Genomic DNA, 23,185 nt, shown 5'->3' on the forward strand with positions numbered 1-23,185 from the left:
AGAGGTCGTCGGCGTCGTGCCGTTCGTCGTGTAATAGATGGTCGCGCCCGACGTCGAATCCGAGATGGTTACCGTCTGCGCGCTTGTGTATGTGCCGGCAGACGGTGAGAACGACGGCGTGGAAGCAGCCGTAGTCGAAGATCCCGAGGCCTGCCACATAAATGCGGTCACACTGTGCGCAGGGACCGTGTAGCCCGAAGACACATCCACGCTCGTAGCGGTCGTGTTATGCATCGTCGCTTCGGTCGTACTCGTAGTGCCCAGACTCGAAACCTCGTTCGTAGAAGCCAACGATGAAGGAGCAAACTGGTAGGTCGTCACATTCGAGCCGGGCGCATTCGTCCCGGAGAAGTTTACGTTGTAAGAGCTGTACACATCGGTATTCACAACCACCATGCAACGCTCGTTCCCCTGCGCGAAGGCATAGCTGCGCAGTACAGGAACATTGCTGATTGCGTCGACCGAATTGCTGTTTGCAGCGAGGTTGTATGTGGGCGCGGAGGTCCAGGAGGTGCTCACCATGGGGCCGATCTTGCACCAGTTGTAGACCTGCGCTCCCAGCATCTGGGGACGTGGGCAATAACTGCCGCCGAACAAGCCACTGTTCTGGACCGAGCAATCGCCACCGATGTCGATCATCGATCCCCACATGTGAACGTTCACACCGCCCTCGCCGTAGTAATACTGGAGCGCCTGGTATTCGTTCTGGTTGATGACGCCGGCCGCGTCATTTTCACCCATCTGGTCCGCAGCGATCACACCCTGCACACCTGTCTGGACAAAGGAATCAGAGACGGCCTGATTGAAAACTCCACTCGTGCTGGCATTGGACGGGCTGGTGTTTTCTTCGTACACCATCACCTGGCAGAGTGCAGTCCCCTTCGGTCCGCAACCTGATTCCTGTTCAATGCGCGATACCGAAAGGTCGAACCCGCTTGTCGAATTTACGTCGTGCGTATTCGAGTAGGGCTCGGTCAATGTCGGACCGTAGAGTGGGCAGGTCGCATTCGTCGAGCCGGAGGTCAGGCAGCCTGATGTGCTGGTCGCCCCGATGCTGTATGCCGTGTAGCCGTTGATCTCACCCACGTCAGCCAGCGCTGCTGCCGCGGCTCCGCCATCGCCGTTTGACGCGGTCTGGAAGCCCATAACCCACTTGGTAGCAGTCTGGCTGTAGCCTTCGCTCGACTGCCGGGCGCGCGCTGCCGCGAATACCGTCTTCGCGCGCAGCTGATAGTCCTCGTAATAACTGCTCGCGGAGGTGTTATAGCCGATCGCATGGCCGAGGAACACCGCGTTCCAGTTTTCGTTGCCGAACTCAAGATAGACATTCGAGAACGGAGAGTCGGATGCTCCAACCCAGGGCGTTGACTGGCCGAGGCTTGCGCGAATCTCTCCATACGTCGTCGAGGTCGGTCCTTCGAGGAAGTCGACAAGGTTCTGCACATCCTCGGTTGTGGTCGTAATCGGGAAAATCAGGATCGGGGTTGCGCCGACATAGGAGCATAACTCGAGAAAGTCGTAGATGCCCGTCTTATTCGTGCTGTACGCCGTCGAGATAGCTCCCATCGTCTCGATGGACGGCTGGTGCTGAAACTGCGGCTTAACCCAGTTCGACATCACTTCCGAGTCGGGCGAAGGGCCATAACGGAGAGTGCAGGCAGGGCCGGTGGTATTGCTGGAAGTCTGGCACCAGGCCTGGAGCGCGCTTACGAATGCATCCGTGTAATTTGTCGGATTCGTATCTGCGTTGTTCGTAAAGCTCAGGTTGTCGAATTCCAGGCTCGATGCAGCGCTGCCATTCGGACGGATAGTAAATGCGAGCTGGAATCCGTAAGGTCCACCCTCACTGGGCGACTCTGCGAAATTGCAGATGAAGCTATATTGCGTCCACTGCGAAGTTATCGCAGGGCTCGTGCTACCGCTATAAGTCTGCGTGCAAGCTGTTCCGGAACGAGGTGTTGCAACGACCTGCACCTGAGGCGCAGTTGCCGCATTCGACTTAGCCCAGAAAGATACCGTGTAGTTACCATTCAGGGTAATTGTCTTCTCGCTCGGCATATTCAGATTGCTGGCAGCCAGGAGCGTGATGCTGCTGCTCGCCGGGACAGTCAGGAGCAGAGACTGCTGTCCGCAGGTAGCGCAAAGGTCCGTTGTTTCCGAGGCGATGGTGGCACCGCCGCTCGTCGAAACATTGAATGGCAGGCCATTGTTCCCACTCGACCAGATGCTCGACGGCGTGGGATATACGTTCGACATTTTGTTATTTGTCGAGACGATGATGATCTGGCCTGCGACGCCGAGGCTTCCGGCGCAGCCACTCGATCCCTGGCTGGTGCTGGGGTTGATGATGAAGATCGGACCCGAGCCAGACTGATTCGCGCTGGAGACAATGGTGCCTGTGCAGCCCAGCGCCGGGTCTGCCGATCCACTTGCATATGAGCCCTGCACTACGTTGAACGTGGCTCCGGCCCACTGGTTCGCGTCGTATCCCTCATATTGGGTGTTGTTCACGTTCCACTGAAAACTCAGCGGCGACGAGACAGCCTGCGGAGATTGGAACTGAAGGATCTGCTGCATCATCATCGGCTCGAAGCCGGGATTCGAATACGCGAAGTAGTTCTTGAAGTAAGGATAGCTGGGCGAGGGCTGGCCAAGATTCAACCCTGGACGAGCATTGTTGCCGATGACCGTTGTGTCCGTCATCGTGACCGTGGGCCCGGAGGTCTGCGCGTGCGAAGTGCTCGCCGCAGTCATGACAAACGCGGCGAGAAAGGTGAAGAGAGCATAGGACACACGCAGCCTATAGCGTAAAGAGATAGTCATTTTCTTACTCCGAACACAAAAGAAAAGTGGACAGCACCGGGCTTCTTGTTTGCTTGTGTTTCCGCATTCTACATCGCAAGGCGTACGCAGGAAGGGGTGCGCGATAGTGAAAAATCAAGCATTTCAGCTAAATTCGAACTTATAATTTCTTGTGTAGTGAAAGGCTGTAATAGTTACATTTTGGTCGAGTAAAAGATACGCTCGCGCGCGTAATTGTTACTCCGCAATTTTTGACTAACACGTGAACTTTCGCGATGCGTGAAGACCACCGCCGACACAGATGGTTCAGCGCATCCATCCGTGAAGACAGAGTTCTGGAGATCTTGTTTTCTGGCTCTGACACCTGATGGCGCACAATCACAAACCACTCCCGCCTTCTGCAATACAAACGAGTCGTCTTTCCGGCAACAGCTGGATGTGTGGGGGAGGGGTGATGAAACTTCGTCTACAGGGACAGCATGTATCGAGTGTTCAAATCAACGCGTCTCTTCAGGGGATGGCGAGCGAATAGAGACGTCCCTCAGCTTGCTGCCAAGGCTTAAACTAACCTAATAGTAAGCGCAAAACTTGTTACCTTCAACGCGAAATCAGATTTTTCTCATTACTAAAGTTCGTAATACTTAGCGCATTTGTGGGACAGTAAAAATGCGCTGCGCCCTCTATGATCAGTTTTAGCCCTTTGAAATCAGAAGAGTATCGCGCACCCACGTGGCTATGCGCCGACGCGTGAGGCGAATGGAGATCCATATTTCTGTTCCCATCGTAAATCGCATGCGCTCCTGGGAGGCGCGTGTTTATTAAGATTTCGCCATAACAGCGTGACAACAATTTGTTGTCACGCTGTTATGGCCTACTTACAAAGCTCCACCATCCAAGGATGTCACCTTCATGGCAGAGTCAGTCACGGCATCAGTCCCCTCACCTCGGCCATTTGCGCCAGGCCCGCTGCATCGCACCGAGCCCGGTGACACGGCTGGCCGGCTTCCGTCGATCCTCGCCTGCGTTCTCGTCCTGATCGCGCTCCTGTTTATTGTGGGCAGCTACAGGCAGGTGAGCCAGACGTGGGATGAGCCGGCACACATCGGCACCGGGATGGAGTGGCTTGCGCGCGGCACTTACACTCTGGATCTGATCGATCCGCCGCTTCCGCGCATCTCGACGGCAATTGGCCCCTATCTGCTTGGCTCAAGGCCCAGCGCAGAGATTGCAGGCCGTAAGAACCTTGAAGGCATCAACCCCTGGACTGAGGGCAATCGGATCATCGATGCCAGCCGCGATCCGCATAAGACGCTCATCGCGGCTCGACTCGGCATACTTCCTTACTTCCTCATTGCCGCGCTTCTCACCTGGCGCATGACCAGGCGATGGCTCGGAGCGTGGCCTGCGCTGGTTGCGATCGCTTTCTTCACGACCTGCCCTCCCATACTTGCCCACTCCGCCCTGGCCACGACAGACATGGCGTTTGCAGCCATGTTCCTTCTGGCTCTCGATCGCCTATGGATAGTGCTGGACAAACCCACTGCGCTCCATGCCCTGCTCGCGGGCGTGGCCGTCGGCCTTGCCTGCCTGTCTAAGCTTTCCGGAATCCCCTATGTGGCGCTTTGCACGATGGCTTTTCTCGCCTATTTCATCTTTGTGAGGCGGACAGCGCCGCGCATCCAGTTCTGGGGCCTTGCGATCCTTGCGTTCTTCCTTACGATATGGGCGGGCTACCACTTCGACATCGGAGCAATGGGTACTCGCGATGCTCAGACGCAAGCCCACGTCCAGCATCTCTTGAACAAGTTCGGCCCGCTTCGTGCGCCTGCGGCTTTCTTTGCCGGACATATTCCTGGCTATGACTTTATCGAGAGCCTTCGCGAAGCGTCCTACATGAAGGCCCATCCGCCGATGGGTTATCTCTTTGGCCGCACCTATTACGGCGGCCTCTGGTATTTCTTCCTCGTCATCCTGCTGGTGAAGACACCGATTCCCTTCCTCCTACTTGGAGTTCCGGGAATCGCTCTGGCAGTTCATCGACTCTGGAAGGCAAACGATGGCTGGGCTCTGGTTCCGCTGGCCGGCATCTTCTTCCCGGTCCTCGTTGCCACGCTCTCACATGTGAATCTCGGCGTTCGTCACGTGTTGGTGGTCTACCCGTTCCTGGCAATGCTGGCGGCTCTCTCCTTCTTGAAGCTGCACAGTATTGCGAAGCCGCGTTGGTTCGGATCTGCCATCGTTGCCCTGCTGGCCGGTTGGCAGCTGCTGAGCTGCTTCTATATCTCGCCTGATTTTCTGACCTACCTGAATGAACCCGCAGCGCCATACACCGGCTACATCGCAACGGATAGCGATTTAGATTGGGGCCAGGACATAGGCCGTTTGAGCGCACGGATGAAGCAGGTGAACGCCCAGCATCTCTGGATTGCGTACAGCGGCTCCGCGGATCTCAGCCGAGAGGGCCTTCCGCCATGGGACAACCTCGAGACGTGGGAAGCGTCGCATCCTGGCCAGCACGTAACGGGATGGGTTGCTGTGAGCGAGACCTGGGCGCGCTGGTATCCCGAAAAATACGGATGGCTGCTTCCTCAATACCGTGTGGGGACGGCCGGCCGCACGATCCGGATCTATTACGTACCTTAGAAGCACAATCAGAAGTCCGCTCGGCGCGCGCAAAAGCAGGAGGCCTCGTTTTGAACGAGGCCTCCTGCTTTTGCAATGCGCGGATTACTTATCTCGTAGACGAAAGATCGCTCTGTAGCGCGGAGGCCATTGTCCACTCCATGCGCCGCTCCAACCATATCTCCTGCGTATTTTCGCGGGCGAAGACGATCGCGGCTTCAACCATCTGCGCGACTTCTTCTCGATGCGCAGCAAGGTGAGCCAGCATGCGGGCCATCGCATCGACATCCGGCCACCGCACCACGCGCCCTGCTCCGCTTTCGAGCAGCTCACGATAGTAGTAGGTGTCGAATGCGAGATAAGGAATCCCGGCAGCCATCGCATCCAGCGCGCTCCTCGGCGTATCCTCGCGCAGCGGTGCAGCCAGCAGAAGATGAAAGGGGTAGAGCACGCGGAAGAAGTCCTGATTGAACTGCATGGCTCCGTGAAAAGTGACGAACGCTTCCGCATGGAGCTCCGCGGTGAGCGTCCGCAGGATCTCAGCCTGATCGCCTCCACCGATAATGTCCAGCGTGACATTCGCCCCGGCAGCGCGAGCCGCAGCTGTCGCCCGGACGCAGCGGTCGATGCCCTTGTAGGCCGTCAGCCTGCCGAAGTAGACCAGCTTCAGCGGCTGATCCGGATCGTGAAGGGCTTGCAGCTTTCGCTCGACGCTCTCGCGATCGATGATGTTCTTCTCGCTGTGTGACGCATCGAGGATGGCCTTCACATTGGGTCTACCCGCGCCGAAATCCTCGACCATCTTCCTGCCCTTGAGCAGGACGATTGAGCAGTATCGCGCAGCCACCCAAACCTGAAGCGAACGCGCCACATCGTAGACATATTTGCAGAGGAGATAGCTTCGGCGAGACCATTCGCCACTGCGGTAGCTCATCCACGCCGAGTTGCGGTAGTCGATATCGACGACGAAGACCGTGCGCCGCTTCGCGAGCAGTGCAAAGACGATCGATGCGAACTCGAAGGGGAGCCACACATCCCAGGAGAGACCGCTGTGAACGCAGACACTCTTCTTGGCCAGAGCTGAAAGCGACTTCATCACCGGCCGGAAAAGCCGCAGCTTCTGCGAGGTGGAGAGCGCGGCGTCATCCGCGAAGAGCGTATAGAACGCAATTCGCTCTTCGCGAGCATCGATGACCGCGAAGCCTTTCTTCCCTGCTTCATATGCAGCCCGGGACATGCCGGGCGATGCGACGACCAGTTGCTCTGCTCCCGCTCCGATGCGCGACCGCAGCATCCGCAGATGCTCGGCAAATGCGCTCTCGACCGCAACCTGATTTTCATCGATGCGGAAATGCCGCACCGGCAGCACCATTGTGTAGTTGGCCTTGTCGCCTGTCATTCGGAGCTTCGCCTGTCGCGCGATCGCGTTCCTCCCTTGCAGTTGTGCATGCCGTCCGCACGCGCTCTACCCCGTTCCAGGGATTGCCCGTGCCTACGTAGACGTTAAAAACTCATTGGATAAGCGCCGCCTGTACCGCGGCGATGAGGCTGATGCCGGAAGGTATAATCCTCTCGTCTCCCCCGCTTTTACTCTGCTGTCCCAAACTACAGGTGTCAAGGGAAACCATGGCAATCGCCTACTTGATCGTCGCCCACAAGAGCCCCGATCAGATTCTTCGTCTTGTTCGCGCATTGCATCATTCCGGCGCATTTTTTGTCATCCATATCGACAAGCGCGCGGCGGATGACGTCTACGTACCCTTGCGCGAATATGCCGCCTCCCATCCGGAGGTGCTTCTGACGAAACGGCACCGCTGCTACTGGGGCAGCTTCGGTATTGCCCAGGCCATGATTGCGTGCGTGAATACGGCCATCCGGTCGAATCGACCCTTCGAGTATGCCTTCCTGCTTTCCGGCCAGGATTACCCGATCAAGAATACGGAGCAGATTGCCGCGTTCCTCGAGCAGAACAAGGGCAAAGAGTTCATGGAGTCGTTTTCGCTGACGAAGCCGAACCGCTGGACCGAGCAGGGCGGAGCGTTCCAGGCGATGGCGCGCGTCATGCACTGGACACTCTTCCTTCGGAGCCGGACCTTCCACTTCCGCATTCCTCGCAAGTTCCCGTTTGGATGGGAGCCGTATGGCGGATCGCAGTGGTGGTGCCTCTCCCGCGAGGCCCTTGCACATATCGAATCGTTCCTGCGGAAGAACCGCTCGTATCTCCGGTATTTCAAGCATGTTTTCATCCCCGATGAAGCGATCTTCCAAAGCATCCTTTCCAACTCCGAGTTTCGCGACCGGATCGTAAATGACGATCTGCGATACATCGATTGGGAGAACCCAAACCCGCTTTATCCAAGGACGCTCGAGTCCAACGATTTCGAGAAGCTCGCGGCGTCGCCGAAGCTGTTCGCCCGGAAGTTTCAGCCAGACCGGAGTGCGGAATGCCTGGACCTGATCGATGCCCGCTTTCTTGGAATTGCGAGCGAGCACGCCAGCAAGCCATGATCTGACATCTTCGTAGATGAATTGGCCGATCGCGTTCTTTAAGATCGATAGGACAAGGGACGCGACAGGCAGCCCGGTCAATCCGCGAGAACCATCGCAGAGAATCTCTCCCGCAAAGGTGCACGAGCGAAATTCATGTCCAATCGCGCAGGAAACATCCGTGTGGCGTACTTCCTCAGCCAGTATCCGGCTATCTCCCATACGTTTTTCCTGAAAGAGATTCTCGGCCTGCGTGAGCTGGGCTTCGAGATCGAGACCGCATCCATCAATCCTCCCGACCGCCCCATCCAGCAGCTTCCGCCCCGTGAGGCGGAGGAGTCCGCGACCACCTATTGTGTGAAGCACTCCAGCGTATGGCATGTGCTTTCTGTGCTGCTTACGGTTACATTTCTCAGGCCCGGCGTCGCCCTGCGTGGCCTCCGGAGCGCCATGAGGCTGGGCGGACTCGATCTTTACCGGAAGGCTTATGCCCTGCTTTATCTTGTAGAGGCATTTCTCGTCGGAGACTGGATGCGGAGGCGCAAGCTTCATCATCTGCACGTTCACTTCGGAGGCCCGGTCTCCACGGTCGCCATGCTGACGGCGGATGCATGGCAGTTCGACTACTCCATCACGATTCACGGGCCGGAAGAGTTCTACGAGGTGGAGGCCTGCTATCTCCCGCGCAAAATCGAGCGCGCGAAGTTCGTCTTCTGCATCAGCGATTTCTGCCGCAGCCAGCTGATGAAGTACAGTGATCCGGCGCACTGGGACAAGATGCATGTCGTTCGGCTGGGCGTGAATACAGAAGAGTTTCAGCCTGCGCCGCATGAAACGGGCGAGACTCTACAGATTGTCTGCGTCGGAAGATTGGTCCCCGCGAAGGGGCAGCACATCCTCCTCAGAGCCTTCGCGAACCTGCGCACGAAAGGCCTTGCCGTGCACCTGACGCTGATCGGCGATGGTCCGGACCGCGCGAGCCTCGAGCGCGAGGCGGCAGAGCTTGGGCTGGGATCGCATATTACTTTCGGCGGCGCGCTCAATCATGACCAGACCCGCGAGCGCATCGCGCAAGCCGATATCTTTGCCATGGCCAGCTTTGCGGAGGGCATACCGGTCGCGCTGATGGAGGCGATGGCAAAGGGAATTCCCTGCGTGAGCACCGATGTGGCCGGCATTCCTGAGCTCATCCGGGATCACAAGGACGGCCTGCTGGTCTCCCCGTCATCGGCTGAGTCGCTGGCCGAGGCGCTGGCATCTCTCGTTACCGATCGCAGCCTGCGAGAGCGGCTCAGCGCATCGGCGCGGGAGCGCGTAGTGGAGCACTATGACCTTGCAAAGAACGTGAAGGTCTTAGCAAGCACCTTCGAGCGCTGCCTGCGCTAATTTTTACTTCAGGGCGGGAGAGGCTATCTCCTGTGTTCTTCTGCTATGCAGCCAGCGTTCCTGCACGCGCCTGCCAAGAGCGATGCACGGATGCTCGACCAGCCTGTACAGCACCTCCGCCACTGCGAGCGCAAGAACTGTCGTTGCCAACAGCAGGAGCCGCGTCTTTATCGGGCTCACCGGTGGCAGGAGGCGCTGCGTCACCGAGAGGCAGATCAGATGCACGAGGTAGATGCCATAGGACCGCTGGCCGATGTAGCGAACCCATTTCGAGCCGAGGACACGATGAACCGGCGACCGGCCCATGACACACCATGCCTGCACGAGCGCGGTCGAAAGCGTGTATCCGATCAGCAGGTAACCGAAGAGAGGGCGGGAGCGATCGGGATGCAGTCCGAGTAGCGCATGAAAGAGCAGGAAGACGACAGGCACGAGAATGAAGCCGATGCCGCCGAGGAAACGCCGGAACTTCTCATAGATGGCTTCGTTATCCAGGCATGCGCCGAGGGTGCAGCCAAGCATGATGATGGCATACGGCACCAGCACGCCCAGATGTCCGAGTGGTCCCATAAAAAGCGGGATCGCCGCCAGCAGAGCCATGATCGGGATACGCCATGCCCGTCGTGCGGCAAGCACTACGAAGCCGAGAAGCGGCCACACGAGATAGAACTTCTCTTCCACCCCCAGGGACCAGCTCTGGTTGAATGGGGCCATGGGAGCGATATCGTTGAAGCCGGTCAGGTAATACGGCAGAGCTGCCCGGAATGCGACGGCCTGCTTCGCGAGCATCGGCAGACGCAGCATCCCCACATACATGGCCAGGACCGTGAAGTAGAGCGGTAGGATGCGGAAGCTGCGGCGCAGGTAAAAGGCCTTCAGTGAGACTGTGCCCGACCTGTCCTCTTCGCGCAGCAGCAGCGTATGAATGAGAAATCCGCTGAGCACGAAGAAGATCATGACGCCGGTGTAGCCGCTCAGGTACCACCAACGGTGCTCATCCACATGCCAGGTGATGACCAGCAGGATGCTGATGGCACGCAAACCATCGAGCGTAGGAAAGTATCGCTCCTTTTGAAAGGCGATGGAGTCAATCGTCCTCACGAAGCTTTCCGTCTTCCTCTCCGCATTGCTGCTCCCTACCTATCTCAATGTTTCTTAGAACGATGGCTCTTCGTGCGCAGGCGTCCACCTGCGATGCGCAATTGCCGATACGGCAGCAACTGCAAACACACACAGCAAAGGATCGCACGGAAAGCGGAAGCGCGGTTTCGCAATGGTTGCGGCTGAACTCAGAATCACCAGCCCGAGAACGGCCGCTGTCAGCCATGCGATCTCGTGCTTACGATACAGAATGAGCCCGAATACACCGAGAATCATGATCGGCAGCAGCGACCAGGCCGCAACCTGAGCCAGCCGGCCCGAGTGCAATCCTTCGGTTTTTGGCTTTCCGGCAGAGTCGAACACGGCAAATGCGCGCAGCACCGCCAGCTCGACATAGCGGCCGCGATGCGCGTGAATCCATGCCCTGGCTTTGGCACGCTCCGCACCGTCGAGGTAGACCTCACCTTTCGTCCAGTCGGGTTGCAGCTCCACCCAGTTGCCGGAGCGCGGTGTTGCCTGATCGTTGGCTCCCAACTCCAGGTTGTATCCGCCGTTTGTCGCCAGGGTGAAATCCCCGAGCACCCGCTGATTACGCGCCATCCAGGCAAGAGCGGGCACAATTCCGATCAGCAGGACGATGCTTGCCAGCTTCAGGCGCTTCTTCCACGCGATGATGACCGCAGCGAGAAAAGCAGCCGGGGCGAAGGTGGTGGTTGCGGCTCCTGCGATGCCGAGCGCAACACCGGCTGCCACAGCCCGGCCAACGTTGTTTTGCCGAATGCATTGCCAGCTGTACCAGACACCCAGTGCAAGGGCAGCGGTCGTCAGCGCCGTGGGATAGATCGTCGTGCTCGCATAGGCCAGCGCCGGATGGAAAGCCGCCAGCGCTGCTCCGAGATTTGCCCAGAAAGGACTCAGACCGAGTGCAAGGCCGAGGCGCGCGCAGACAAAGGGCAGAACGGCGAGCAGCAGAGCCTCAATGATCTCTACAAGCAGGCGCGGATCGTGTGTCAGGGCCGCAGGCAGATGATTGAGGACAACCGCGGGCGTGTGCGTCTGGACGGTATAGACAAGGGCGATCAGTACAAGCTGCCCCGGAGCGCGATAGGCCGTGTAGTAGCTTTGGTCCACTACAACATGCCCGGCTCCGGGTAAGACGGCGGCAGCATCGCCATCCTTGAAGCCCAGGCCCTGGGATACATGCCGGCCGATGGTGTCATAGTCCATCTCATCGTAGAAGTGATCGTGGTGAAGGGTGCCAGCGATGAGAGCAAGGCGCAGCAGTGTTCCCAGGATTGCCAGAATCAGCGGCCATCGGTTCGTCCGGGCCCAGGCGAAGCAGGATTGAATCAATTTTCACCACACACTTTAGAAATCCGGATGACCCAGAAGACAGGTCATTGCAGCAAGCTCAGACGTCAACCGATCCGGACGAGCATGAAAGGAGCATTGCCGGGGTGGAATGAGCCTAGATTATCGCGAAAGCCTTCGGCTTTCGCTACTTACTTTGGGGTGATGGACGCGTGCCGGTAGAGCCAGCCTGCCGGTAAATCTCCAAGATGAGATCGATCTTCTTCTCCCAGTCGAAATACTGCCCGACGCGTTCCCTGCCATTGCGGCCCAGCCGGTCGCGCAGCTCCGGCTGCCCGATCAGCTGTTGCATGGCCGCAGCAAAGCCTTGAACGATCGCCTCGCGGCTGGAAGGCTCAACAAGAAATCCGCATGAGCTATCGAGATAATCTGCCGGACCGCCCCACTTCGTGGCGATCACCGGGATCCCGCTAGCCATGGCTTCCAGCACCACCGCGCCGCCGCACTCATAAATACTCGGCAACACCAGGGCGAGCGAAGCATGCAGGATCGGCGCGCACTCGGCTTGCGGAAGCCATCCGGCAAAGAGGATGCGGTCCGATATGCCAAGCCGTTCACCGGCCTGCTTCCATGCCTCGCGCATGTTTCCGTCGCCAATGATGACGAGCTCCCCCTCCGGCAAGCGGCTGAGGGCTTCGATGGCCATGTCGAGGCCTTTCCAATCGACAAGGCGACCGATGAAGACGAAGCGAGGCTTTGGAGGCAGCTCTGCGTCCGCTGTGTTCTTCCCGTTCGCCGACCATGTTCCGAGGTGAACGCCATTCTCCGGCAACTCGATCACCTTCCCGCGCATACCGGCGGGGAGTGCGAGCCGGGTTCGTTCATTCGCGACCAACAGCACCTCGGCTTTTGGCTTACCTGAAAGCCACTGGTTGAAAAGGTCCGACAAAGACCGGCCTACAGCAATGGCAATCCTGCTGAAAGCCGACTCTGCGTGACGAAAGGGCGCGGGATAATCCATGCCACCATTCATGGGACCGATGACGACCGGCGCGCCGACGCCATGCATCAGGGAAGGAAAGCGGGGAGATACAGGAATCGGCTGATGCACCACATCCACCGACTCACTCGTGACGAGATCACGCACGATGTTGCGGGCGAGATACTGCGTGGTCAGCTGGCTCAGCAACCCGATGCTGGCTTCCGAGACACGCCGTGGCAGAAAACGGCTGAGGCGGAATAGAAGCTTGTGAAACCATGCGTCGGAGATGAAGCGGAAGCGATCATGGTCCTGCGGGAATGCGGCCAGCAGCTCCGGCCGGGTACGCGAATGCACCACCAGCCATGCGTCAATGTTCCGGGCACGAAGGCCTGCGAAGTAATGGAGCGGAAGAACCGCCTCTCCGCCAAATTGATATGAAGCGTGCTCGGCAACGATACAGACGCGCATGGTCTCCCAGAGGGCTCCTGAGTCCTCAATTCGAAAATTCTCTTCGGGGGATGACAGAGGAGTGAACGCTGCCGCCGTGCGGCCCAGCGTTCATCCGAAGTTCAGGATAACCCGAACGGCAGCGGCATTGCGCCTAGAGGATGTCCGAGGGCGGCTTCCTTCCCTCACGCGAAGACCCTCTTGAACTTGAAGCGCTCGGAGGAGTCGGCTGGCAATGCGGGCGACATCGCGCTCTGCGTCTGGCGCAGGCCCTGGCTCCAACCGACAAGCAGGAAGAAGAGCGGATAGCTCTGCCCTCCCATGTATACCGTCGTAAGAGCGAACAGGAGGCCGGCGATGGAACCTCCAAGGCAGAAGTAGAAATAGATATCGGTCACGAGGCTTCCACTGCGGATCGCACCCACCACCGCGATCCCGACCTCGAGGGCCAGCAGGAGGAAGCAGGCGTAACCGAGTTCACCCTGCGTGATTCGGATGAACAGGAACTCGTTGTCGATGGAGTTCATGCCACCGACTTTCGGCCAGTCAATCAGGCCATAGCCAAAGAGACCGCCCTTTTCGATGATCGGTTTGTATTCGTCGAGAAGAAGGCGGCGATAAATCGCATTTTCCTGCTCGATATCTTTGGCGTCCCAGAGGGAGCCGGAGGTGTACTGATCCGCCTTGATGTAGCCGACGGTCCCGCCTATGACACAGATCAGCGTGGTGACGATCGCTGCCCGACGGATATTCTTGGCGCGGCCGATCCGGGAGATGAGAAAGCCCAGAAGCGCGCCGAGCCAGGGGCCACGAGAGTTCGTCATCCCCAGGCCGGCCAGAATGCCGAGCGTCAGGATGGTCGACCGCCGCACGCCGAGATACTTGCGCTCGTTGCCGCGCTGCTTCTCGACATATCCGAGCCACAGGCTGAAGATCACGCCGACGGACATGACCATGCCGGCGAGAATGGCCGCCATATAAGGTCCGGAGGCGCGGACCAGGCCGCCGCGGATCTGCGCGACCCACGGCTTCTGATCGGGGAAAAAGACTCCGAATGTCCGCGTAAACAGGTTCATGCCGAGCCTGTACTCGGAAAAACAGAGAACGCCCACTACGAAAAGGAGTATGACCATGCGGCGCACCACCTGCTCCCGCATGCCGTCTTCCTCGCAGATGATCCGGCCGATCAGGTAGGGCATGATGCCCGTGGCCAGCATGCCATAGAGCACCAGTCCGGCATTCGGAGCGCCGGTATTGCTCAATTCCGAGTAGTAGACCCCGACGACAAAGAGGGCCAGCCAGATATCCGCACGCTTCACCTGCCGCATCTGCACATAGCGGCCGATGACGGCGAGCCCTATCGGGAAGACCGCCATGTCGGCGGCGGTAAGAGCCGGCAGGTGCGGAAGACGGAGGGAATAGAACGGCGGCACCAGTAGCAGCACCGGCAGATAGACATTCAACACGGCGCTGCCGATGGATTGCCTCTTCATCACGAGGAAGGCTGCGGCGAGCGCGAATAATACGACTATCTGCATCGGTGACTTCTATGGCTCAGCACGCTGAGGCGAGGCGTGCAGGCAAGCGTTCTTCCGCGCTTCCGTGAAGGAGATGGATGTGTGTCTCCAGGCTGGCATGCGCGGTTGGACTGATGTGGCAAGCTATTCAAGGCGTCTGGGGAAGAATCCTCTCCGGATAGGCTTATCCTTCATCCTGCCATCCTGCAACAGGGCCGAGCGAGGGTCCGGTAAACCCTATTCATCGCCCGAATCCTGCCTTGCGACCCGAACCCGGCTTCCGGGAAATCGGTCCGCCTGTCCCGCGATTATACTAAGGCCGATTTCCGGTTTGGATAGCACAAGAGAAGCAGCCCAATCGTCGACTGTTGGATGCAAGATAAGGGCTTAGCGCAGGGTGCCCGCCTGTAAAACCCGCAAGCCGGAAGCTCAAGATGGCGCGATGAAAACGACGCCCGAACTGCTACACTCCGGACAAGAACCTGGTCAAGAACATGGAGAGGCTAGCCGCTTCGCTTGGAAATTGCAGGGACAAGAGGAGCGATTGACAGATGGCATCAGTGACCTCGCAAGCTTCCGCTCCTGACGTATCCATCCTTATCGTCTCCTTCAATACCCGTAACGTACTGCGGGAGTGCGTCGAGTCGATCGAGCGAGAAGCCGCCGGCCTCAGAGTCGAAATCTCGATCGTGGATAATCACTCCTCCGACGGATCGCCGGAGATGATCGAGCAGGAGTTTCCGCATGTGCGGCTGCTCCGCAGCGATACGAACCTTGGCTTCGGAGCCGCCAACAACGCGGCGCTTGAAGGCTGCACGGGGCGGTACATCGTGCTGCTCAATTCGGACGCCTTCCTCTGCCCGGATTCTCTGCGCCTCGCCGTGCGGCATATGGATGAAAACCCTAAGGCGGGCCTCGCCGGTGGACGTCTTGTCGGACGCGACTTCTCCTGGCAGCCTTCCGCGCGCATGTTCCCCGGGATTCTGAGCGATCTCAGCGTAATGACCGGGCTTTCCGGGCGCTTTCCCAAGTCCAAAGTCTTCGGCTACTTCGACCGCACCTGGGCCGACCAGTCCTTACCCAGCGAAGTCGACTGGGTACCGGGCGCATTCTCGATCATCCGCTCCGAGGTGCTCGCGCAGGTCGGATTCTTCGACCCCGCGTTTTTTCTCTACAGCGAAGAGGTCGATCTCTGCCGGCGGATTCAGGCTGCGGGATATCAGATCTGGTACTGGCCGGATATCAGCGTCATTCACATCGGCGGCGAATCCTCGCGGCAGGTGAAGACGCTGGAGATGTCCACGACCGGTGCGCAACTGGTTCTCTGGCGCATGCGCAGCACGTTGCTCTACTACCGCAAGCATCACGGGGCAAAGGCATGGCTCGCCAAAACACAGGAACTGGCCCTTTATCGGCTCACCGAACTGCGGAATGCCTTCAGCAAAGATCCCCGGCGCGTGGCGCGCGCCCGCGAATCGCGGAATCAGGCTCAGCTCATGCGCCAGGCCTGGAAAGACACGAACGGTGGCCGCGTCTCACCGCCACGGCCATGGTAATCTTCCGGAGCATCGCATGAAACGCGCACTCAAGACTTTGCTTGGCGCACCCCTTACTGCGCTGCTGCGGGCTACCCGCTCCCTGCGAACGAATCTGCAACGCATACACGCGCACGCCTCTCTCGCGGCGGAGCTTTCGCATCCACTACCCGCTTCGGCGGTGCTGCTCGGCAAAGTGCACGTCTATGGCACGGGAAATATCGAAATCGGTGAGGATGTTCTCCTCTATCCGGATATCCACCTCGAAACCCAGGGGACGGCGCGGATCGTAATCGGTAAGGGCTGCGTCATTTCGCGAGGCGCGCACATCGTCGCCATGAGCGGAGTCATCATCGGCGACGGCTCCATGATCGGCGAATATGCCGGCCTGCGCGATGCCAATCATCTGCGCAATGACGCAGTGACCATCCGCGACGCGGGCCACAGCGCAAAGCCGATTCAACTCGGAAACCAGGTGTGGATCGGACGCGGCGTGACCGTGCTCGGAGGCATCACCATCGGAGACGAAGCAACCGTGGGCGCAAATGCCGTGGTCACCCGCGATGTTCCGGCGAAAACCGTGGTGGCAGGCATTCCGGCGGCTCCCATCACGTCGAGGAAGACGGCCGTTTAGGACAGACTTTTGAGATCAACAGAAAGAGCCGCGAAATCGCGGCTCTTTCTTATCCTGTAGTCTGCTTAGCGGCCAAAGATAAAGTGCACGAAGGAGCGCACATAACCGGCGACATCCTCCGGATGCTGCCGGGCCTTCTTGCCTGTCGGGGCAGCAGGCGGTGCGGAATCCTGCGGCTGCATTGGAGCCACACCGTTAGCTGCCTCACCCGTCGAGGGAGGCATCGCGGGAGCAGGCGAGGCATCGGCTACCATCACTTTCTTTTTCTGATCGGCGGGCGCCGTGATCGAAGCGGCATACCGATCCAAAGGAGAAGACATCGACCGTCCGGAGGGCGAGCTCGGCGCAGGGTTCTCAGCCTGCGTGGAGAACTCCGCGTCGCAACCGCATGCCTGTGGCGAATTCTCCATCTTGCCGTCAGAGAATCGGGAACTCTGCCCGTCACCAGCGACCTGGAACGATCCCTCTCCCATCACCGGGGTCACGCGAAAGAAAGATCCGGTCTGCGCATTTCCCTGCAGGCAAAGATCCCCATGCCGGTTCGTGACGATCTGCACCAGACCGACATCCCCTGTGCGGGTCGAATTGGTCAGCTCCACACGCCAGTCGGGCGTGATGACCTGATCGCCCATCTTGATGGGGAATGCTTCCTGGGCGCCGCCTGCCTGAAAGGCAAGCATCATCCCGGCGTTCGCGTCGGCCGTCAGAATCTGCAGCTGCGAACGGGGGCACAGGACCATTGATCCGCCACGCTCGAACTTCACTTCCATGCTGTCGCCCATCGATTCCAGCCGCGAACCGTTGTAGAGCAGGAAGCGATTTCCAGCCATGCGCACGGTGCCGCTGATCATGCCGTTCTGCGCGGTGAGGTCGGCGACCGGTATCGCCTCGCCTTCAAAAGCTCCGGAGGCCGAGCGGACGGTAGACACCAGCCCCGCGCCGAGCAGGACGCCGGTCAATCCTAGTCTCCACGCCAGACCGCCAAAGCGGATCCTGGGCTGTTTGTTTTCGTTCATCCCATCCATGTCGTTCTCCTTTACCCGGTTCACGCGCCGAGCCGGGGACCCTGTTCAAACCAGCGGGCAAGATCCTGCACCACCTCCCGCAGCTTGTCCCATTCAGCATCGACCTTGTCCAGGCGCTCTTCGAGGAAGCTCGCTGTCGGCAGAAGCGGGCCGGGCTGCCGGGCTCCGGGGGGCGTCTCCAGCCGTGTGAGTGCATTGGCCTTGTGCTGCTCGAACCAGGCTTCAATTTCCTCGCCCGAGCGTTCAATTCCAGCCCAGGAGTCGTTCAGCTGGCGCAGGAACTCGCGGAAGCTGCCGCTGGCCGAGGGCCGGGCGGGCGTGGAAACAGGCTCTGCCACTACCGGTTGGAGGCTGGCAGGCACAGGTTTTTCGGCGGTCTCGATTAGTCGGTTCATAGCTTCCACTGTGGCCTCATCAGGGGGAGGAACTTCATACAGAACAACGCGCTCTCCCTGGTATGCCGCGATCACTTTTCTGCTTTCCCTGCCCTGTTCTTCTGAGCCGAGGCCACTCAATCCGAGGAGGCCATGGCCAGGTGCCGGGAGAGGCTCGCGAAAGTCGCCTTCGAACTCGTCTTCAGCCCGTTCCCGCTCACTCTGGATGCGTTGGGCTGCAAAGGCCGGGAGAGAAAAGGCAAAGACCAGGAATGCGATATCGGCCACCGGAGTGGCGCCGGGGATCTGGTGCGAGAGCGGCCCGTTGCTCAGAACGCCGTAGAGCAAGGCGGCAACGGCCACGACGCCGGCGCTGATTCCAAACCAGTGCATCGCAGGCTCACCCAGGCTCATGCCAAGGCGTCGGCGCTCAACGACGACCCAGATCGAAACGATGGACCACAGCCCCGCAAAAACCCAGAGGAATAGCCAGGTGGTATGCAGCTGATCGCGCAGCAGAGCGAAAGAAAGCCGGGCCTGTGCCAGATGGAAGAATTCTCCGGTCGATGCCCAGTGCGAAGCGTTCTGCATCCCGGGCGCCAGGGCCAGCAGGCCTACGCCTGCAACAGCCAACGCCGCATAACAGAGCGAACGCGAGATCAAGATATTCCCCGTACCTTCCAACTCCATACACCCGCCTCCAACATTGCCTGCCTGGGAACCGCATGCATTGCAAGGTGTTAACTCGTAACACAGCAACTGAACCAGGGGGACAGAGAGAACGGGCGATCCACTGAGGCAATTTGCTGCCCGTCCTGTTGAGCATCGGCAGAAAAATCAGGAGGGGCAGTACACTTTCGTAATATTCGCACGAGGAGGGGGCGGGAGCTGGATATTTTTTCGGCAATTTCGGGAATTTCGAGAAGAGCACAAAGATAAGTTGCGGTGTTAAACAATAACTTGTTGTTGCTTCCACGCTCAAAGAAAAACGCCGGAGTGGTTGACTCCGGCGCTCTCAACAAGTGAGTAAAGTTTCCGTTAGAAGTCGTAACGCAGCGAGAACTGCATACGGCGCGGACTGCTGAGTTCTGCGCTCGCTACGCCGAGCGTGCCGCTGGTCAGGCTTCCATTGATGTCGTTCGGATCGAAGCGCACCGTATTGGTCACGTTGTAGACCTCCCAGGCAAACTTCAGGCTGCCATACTTCCGGAGATTCCATGACTTGTTCAGCCCGGAATCGATGTCGAAGTAGCCATCGCCGCGGAAGTTGTTGCGCTCGCCGGCTTCCCCCGGATACGGCAGGCGCACCGGCGATCCGTTGGCGACACCATTGTTGATGGCGTCCGGATCGTCGAAGAACTGCGGCTCGCCGTTCTGATCGAAGTGACGGCGGATCTTGACCTTCGCTGTCGTGACGGCATAGCTCTCGATCTGCCAGTCGGTCGTCCACCCGGGCTCGAAGAGCGAGAAGGGGAGACCGCTGGTAGCGCGGGCGATACCGGAGAACTGCCAGCCACCGATGAAGGTGTTGAGCAGTGTCCCACTGTTACCGCCGAGCCACTTGCCCTGCCCGAAAGGCAGCAGGTAGACCCAGTCGACTGTAAGCAGATGCGTCGTGTCGAAGTCGGAGACGCCGCGGTTCAGATAGGGCTTCCAGGTGTTGATGATGCTGCTCGCATCGGAACCATTGCCGCCGAACTCGGAGTTACGTTCCGCGTTCGAGCTCATGTCGATCGAGCGCGAGTAGGTATAGCTGATATCCGCCTGCAGGCCGTGGCTCATGGGATGACGCAGTGTAATCTGCCCGGCGTTGTAATAGCTCATACCAATGCTCGACAGCGCGTAGAGCGAGGAAAACTGCTGCTGCCAGAAGTGCGACTGATAGCCTGCCGGGCAATTGTAATAGCAGTAGAAGTCGATGTCAGAGAGGGCCGTGGTCGCACCAAGATTCGCGCGATACGGAGCCCATTCATTGGTATAGATGGCCTGCGTTGCGCTTTCACCTGGATAGTCGTAGCCCGCCATGAACGGGAACATATCCTCGAAGTACTGGATCGTCGGTACGGTTGCGCTGGCACTGCCGCCGTTGAGATCGACGAGATGCGAGAGCTTGGATCCGGCCGAGTAATAGTCGCCCGCACCCTGCGGATCGACGAAGTCGACAGGCTCTGCCAGATCGAGACTGGCGAGCAGGTGACGGCCCAGGCGTCCGACATAGGCAGTCTCAACCGTCCATCCACCGGGCAGCTGCCGCTGCACGGAGAGATCGAGAGCCTCGGAGTAAGGCGTCTTGATCTTATCGTCGAGGCCCCAGGTGATGGCGAAGCCATCACTTGGGCCTGCGGGCGGCGTGTAGGGAAACGACGTGGTCGTCGGCGCGCTGCCATTGCTGAAAGGCAGAGTATTGCGTCCGGTGAATCGCGGAGCTGTGGTGTATGAGTACGTGCCAGCCGGATTGGTGATGGCGCTGCTGACGCCGAACGATCCTTCCTGGGCGAAGGTATTCACCAGCGCCTCACCGAAGTGATCGTAGTAGATGCCGGCGCCCAGGCGGATCGAGGTCTTTCCGTCCGGCGAATAGGCCAGCGCGAAGCGCGGAGCGAAGTTGTTTTTCGATTTCGGCCAGTAGCCCGGCTTGTTGTAGTACGGACCAGTCGGCGCGAATTCAAGATTCGGCTCATAGACCTGGCCCGAGAGAGCCGCAGCTTCACGCTGCTGATACCAGGCATGCGTGTCGATGGTGGGGGCGACCTGCTGGCCGCTGGTTTCCCACGGAGTCTGCAGAATGCTGTGACGCACACCGAAGGTCAGCGTGAGATTCGGAAGAACGCGCCAGGAGTCCTGCAGATAGTATTCGTATTCGTTGGCCTTGTAGTGGCGATTCACAAAAGCGCCATCGGCAAGCAGCGATCCCGAGGTGGGGCTGGTGATGTCGTAGTTGTAGTTGTCCGTCACATCTGGGATGGTGCCGATCAGGTTTGCGTAGGCGATTTCGTAAGAGTTCTGAAAGCCCGAATCGACGGAGGCGTATCCCGGAGGCGTTCCACCAAGCCAGTAGGGGTTCGAGCTGCCCGAGTCGAAGGAGTTCGCATCAGTCGAGAAGTTCTGATGCACCAGCCGCCAGTTTCCACCGAACTGAAGATTGTGCTTGCCCTTGGCCCAGCTCAGGTTATCGACGATGTTGTTGACCGGCGTGGAGGCGATGGTGCTGCGCGTTTCCGCCGTCTCGGTCGAGAGAAAGCGGAAGTCGACATAGTTCTGGTTGCCGACACCGGCATTGCCATATCCCGCGCGGATATAACCGTAGCGCACGTCGTTCACAAGGTTCGGAGTGATCGTCCAGGTATCGCCCGCCGTGATGCCCTTGTTGTTTTGCACCAGTACGGAATTGGGACCCTGCCCAGGGAACTGCTCCGTCGCATCGGTCGTGTCCTTCTGTAGATTGCCGCGCACGAAGATGCGATGACGCTGCCCCGGCGTGAAGTCAATCTTCGCGATCATGGTGTTCAGGCTGGTCGGGTTTGGCGATGAGAAGGAGTACGAGCCGGAGTTGTAGCCGTCACCCTCGGTGAAGCCATTTGCCGCGGGCATCGCCTGAAAATACTTCAGGGCATAAGGGTCCGCACCGGGTCCCCACGGGCACACGCCGTTCGCCGTGCAACCGGAATCGAGCGCCGCAACCTGAGCCTGGGTCAAAGTGACAGCATTGCCGCCGGAAAGATACGTCAACAGGCCCTGCTGATAGGAAGAGGTCGGGTCTTCTTGCGTGACCTGCGCGTTCTCAGAGATACGCTCGCCTTCATAGTTGCCGAAGAAGAAGAGCTTGTCTTTGAAGATCGGGCCACCGAGATCGGCGCCGAAGATGTTACGCAGCAGCTTGCCGGGAATATTGGGCTCGCCGCTCTCCAACTCAGCCTGTTTGTTGAACCAGTCATTCGAGACGGTGTTCGTAGGGCGGTAGTACTCGTAAGCCGCGCCATGGAACTTGTTCGTACCGGCCTTGGTCATCAGGCTCACCTGCGCACCCGACGAACGGCCTTCATCGGAGTTCGCGCCACCCGTGGTCACGCGAAATTCTTCGACCGAGTCCTGCGTTTCGCGCAGCACGCCCTGAAAGGCAAAACCGTTGACCTGATCGTTGTCGTCCACACCATCGAGGGTGATGTTGCCCTGGTCCGAACGGCCGCCATTCACCGAACCACTGCGGCTATCGGCTGTCAGTGAGTTCGACGCCGAAGGCCCAAGGTAAAGCACACCGGGCTGCAGCGAGAGAAGATCCGGCACGTTGCGCGTTTCGCTGGGCAGCGCCTGGATCGTGGTGTTGTTCATCGAGTTGCCGAGCGATGCGTCGGTGGTGTTCAGGGTCTCAGCTTCGCCGCTCACATTCACCACGACGTTCGAGGACTGCAGGCCCAGCGCAAAGTTGATCGTCGCAGGCTGATTTACCAGCAGTTCCGCGGCTTTACTCTGATCGCCAAAACCCGAGGCCGAGACGGTGATGGTGTATTTCGCGGGCGGAATCTGCTGGAGCTGATACTCACCCGTGCCATTTGATGTAGCAGTGGTGGTGTAGCCGGTAGCCGCGTTTTTCAAGGTGATGGTGGCATTCGGGACCACCGCGCCGCTGGGATCTTTCACGACGCCGCGAAGCGAGGTCGTTGCATTCTGGGCAAAGGCACTGACAGCTGTCAGCATCAACATGAGCAGGGACAGCACCGTACAACAGCGTCGTGTCACAACAGCCTCCAAAGAGCAAAGTAAAAAAAGATGCAGAAGCACATCCCCTGCTGGGCGCAAGGCTGTGTGCTGGCTTTGTTCTATTGCGATGAGAGAACGGCATCCGGGCTGTGTGCTGCTGCCCGTGAGTGCTCATTGTGTGACAGAGTCGTTACTAATGCAACAAAAACCGTACGAAGATGGACACTCACGAAGGGCTTTCATACAAAAAAGCGATAGGGCCGC

14 protein-coding genes are annotated in these 23,185 nt (G+C 59.0%); 5 read left to right on the forward strand and 9 right to left on the reverse strand.

What is annotated here, in order from left to right; all coding sequences use genetic code 11:
* A partial coding sequence (locus tag QM649_RS00005; RefSeq protein WP_415196938.1) for a chitobiase/beta-hexosaminidase C-terminal domain-containing protein occupies window positions 1-2,823 on the reverse strand: 2,823 nt, incomplete at its 3' end.
* 888 nt (window positions 2,824-3,711) lie between these two features.
* Here QM649_RS00005 and QM649_RS00010 point away from each other — a divergent pair.
* Window positions 3,712-5,445, forward strand: coding sequence for an ArnT family glycosyltransferase (locus QM649_RS00010; protein WP_415196939.1), 1,734 nt, complete (start codon window positions 3,712-3,714; stop codon window positions 5,443-5,445).
* An 88-nt stretch (window positions 5,446-5,533) separates the two neighbouring features.
* Here QM649_RS00010 and QM649_RS00015 read toward each other — a convergent pair whose 3' ends face one another.
* A complete protein-coding gene (locus tag QM649_RS00015; protein WP_415196940.1) occupies window positions 5,534-6,823 on the reverse strand; it encodes a glycosyltransferase in 1,290 nt (429 codons plus the stop codon).
* A 227-nt stretch (window positions 6,824-7,050) separates the two neighbouring features.
* Here QM649_RS00015 and QM649_RS00020 point away from each other — a divergent pair, with 227 nt between their 5' ends.
* Window positions 7,051-7,932 carry a beta-1,6-N-acetylglucosaminyltransferase gene (locus tag QM649_RS00020; protein ID WP_415196941.1) on the forward strand — a complete coding sequence of 294 codons (882 nt, stop codon included), beginning with the start codon at window positions 7,051-7,053 and terminating at the stop codon, window positions 7,930-7,932.
* Window positions 7,933-8,067: 135 nt separating this feature from the next.
* A complete protein-coding gene (locus QM649_RS00025) occupies window positions 8,068-9,297 on the forward strand; it encodes a glycosyltransferase family 4 protein (RefSeq protein WP_415196942.1) in 1,230 nt (409 codons plus the stop codon).
* 3 nt (window positions 9,298-9,300) lie between these two features.
* Here the strand turns inward: QM649_RS00025 and QM649_RS00030 are convergent, their stop codons facing one another.
* From QM649_RS00030 to QM649_RS00045, 4 genes are all read right to left on the reverse strand, one after another.
* Window positions 9,301-10,398, reverse strand: a complete 1,098-nt coding sequence (locus tag QM649_RS00030) for an acyltransferase family protein (protein ID WP_415196943.1) — start codon at window positions 10,396-10,398, stop codon at window positions 9,301-9,303.
* Window positions 10,399-10,452: 54 nt separating this feature from the next.
* Window positions 10,453-11,751, reverse strand: coding sequence for a hypothetical protein (locus tag QM649_RS00035; protein ID WP_415196944.1), 1,299 nt, complete (start codon window positions 11,749-11,751; stop codon window positions 10,453-10,455).
* Window positions 11,752-11,896: 145 nt separating this feature from the next.
* Window positions 11,897-13,159, reverse strand: coding sequence for a glycosyltransferase family 4 protein (locus QM649_RS00040; protein ID WP_415196945.1), 1,263 nt, complete (start codon window positions 13,157-13,159; stop codon window positions 11,897-11,899).
* A 164-nt stretch (window positions 13,160-13,323) separates the two neighbouring features.
* A complete protein-coding gene (locus QM649_RS00045; protein WP_415196946.1) occupies window positions 13,324-14,676 on the reverse strand; it encodes an O-antigen ligase family protein in 1,353 nt (450 codons plus the stop codon).
* A 530-nt stretch (window positions 14,677-15,206) separates the two neighbouring features.
* On the opposite strand from QM649_RS00045, the gene QM649_RS00050 reads away from it, so the two are divergent.
* Together QM649_RS00050 and QM649_RS00055 are read left to right on the forward strand one after the other, a co-directional pair.
* Complete coding sequence (locus tag QM649_RS00050) at window positions 15,207-16,211, forward strand: glycosyltransferase family 2 protein (RefSeq protein WP_415196947.1); 1,005 nt, start codon at window positions 15,207-15,209, stop codon at window positions 16,209-16,211.
* Window positions 16,212-16,227: 16 nt separating this feature from the next.
* Window positions 16,228-16,824: an acyltransferase gene (locus tag QM649_RS00055; protein WP_415196948.1), complete on the forward strand. Its 597-nt coding sequence runs from the start codon at window positions 16,228-16,230 to the stop codon at window positions 16,822-16,824.
* A 65-nt stretch (window positions 16,825-16,889) separates the two neighbouring features.
* Here QM649_RS00055 and QM649_RS00060 read toward each other — a convergent pair whose 3' ends face one another.
* From QM649_RS00060 to QM649_RS00070, 3 genes are all read right to left on the reverse strand, one after another.
* The gene (locus tag QM649_RS00060; protein ID WP_415196949.1) at window positions 16,890-17,840 is read right to left on the reverse strand and encodes a hypothetical protein; all 951 of its coding nucleotides are present in this window, start codon (window positions 17,838-17,840) and stop codon (window positions 16,890-16,892) included.
* Between the two features lie 29 nt (window positions 17,841-17,869).
* Window positions 17,870-18,886 (reverse strand): hypothetical protein, encoded by a 1,017-nt coding sequence (locus QM649_RS00065; RefSeq protein ID WP_415196950.1) that lies wholly within the window; start codon window positions 18,884-18,886, stop codon window positions 17,870-17,872.
* A gap of 375 nt (window positions 18,887-19,261) precedes the next feature.
* Entirely contained in the window at window positions 19,262-22,960 is a 3,699-nt protein-coding gene (locus tag QM649_RS00070) for a carboxypeptidase regulatory-like domain-containing protein (protein ID WP_415196951.1), read from the reverse strand.
* Window positions 22,961-23,185 lie beyond the last annotated feature (225 nt).

Origin of the sequence: Silvibacterium sp. (assembly GCF_047605705.1) — a bacterium.
GTDB lineage: Bacteria > Acidobacteriota > Terriglobia > Terriglobales > Acidobacteriaceae > Silvibacterium.

Excerpts from the sequence above, each read along its gene's own strand:
- QM649_RS00050 (WP_415196947.1), top strand. The coding sequence starts at position 15,207 with ATGGCATCAGTGACCTCGCAAGCTTCCGCTCCTGACGTATCCATCCTT.
- QM649_RS00010 (WP_415196939.1), top strand. The coding sequence starts at position 3,712 with ATGGCAGAGTCAGTCACGGCATCAGTCCCCTCACCTCGGCCATTTGCG.
- QM649_RS00060 (WP_415196949.1), bottom strand. The coding sequence starts at position 17,840 with ATGAACGAAAACAAACAGCCCAGGATCCGCTTTGGCGGTCTGGCGTGG.
- QM649_RS00045 (WP_415196946.1), bottom strand. The coding sequence starts at position 14,676 with ATGCAGATAGTCGTATTATTCGCGCTCGCCGCAGCCTTCCTCGTGATG.
- QM649_RS00015 (WP_415196940.1), bottom strand. The coding sequence starts at position 6,823 with ATGACAGGCGACAAGGCCAACTACACAATGGTGCTGCCGGTGCGGCAT.
- QM649_RS00055 (WP_415196948.1), top strand. The coding sequence starts at position 16,228 with ATGAAACGCGCACTCAAGACTTTGCTTGGCGCACCCCTTACTGCGCTG.
- QM649_RS00040 (WP_415196945.1), bottom strand. The coding sequence starts at position 13,159 with ATGCGCGTCTGTATCGTTGCCGAGCACGCTTCATATCAATTTGGCGGA.
- QM649_RS00025 (WP_415196942.1), top strand. The coding sequence starts at position 8,068 with ATGTCCAATCGCGCAGGAAACATCCGTGTGGCGTACTTCCTCAGCCAG.
- QM649_RS00020 (WP_415196941.1), top strand. The coding sequence starts at position 7,051 with ATGGCAATCGCCTACTTGATCGTCGCCCACAAGAGCCCCGATCAGATT.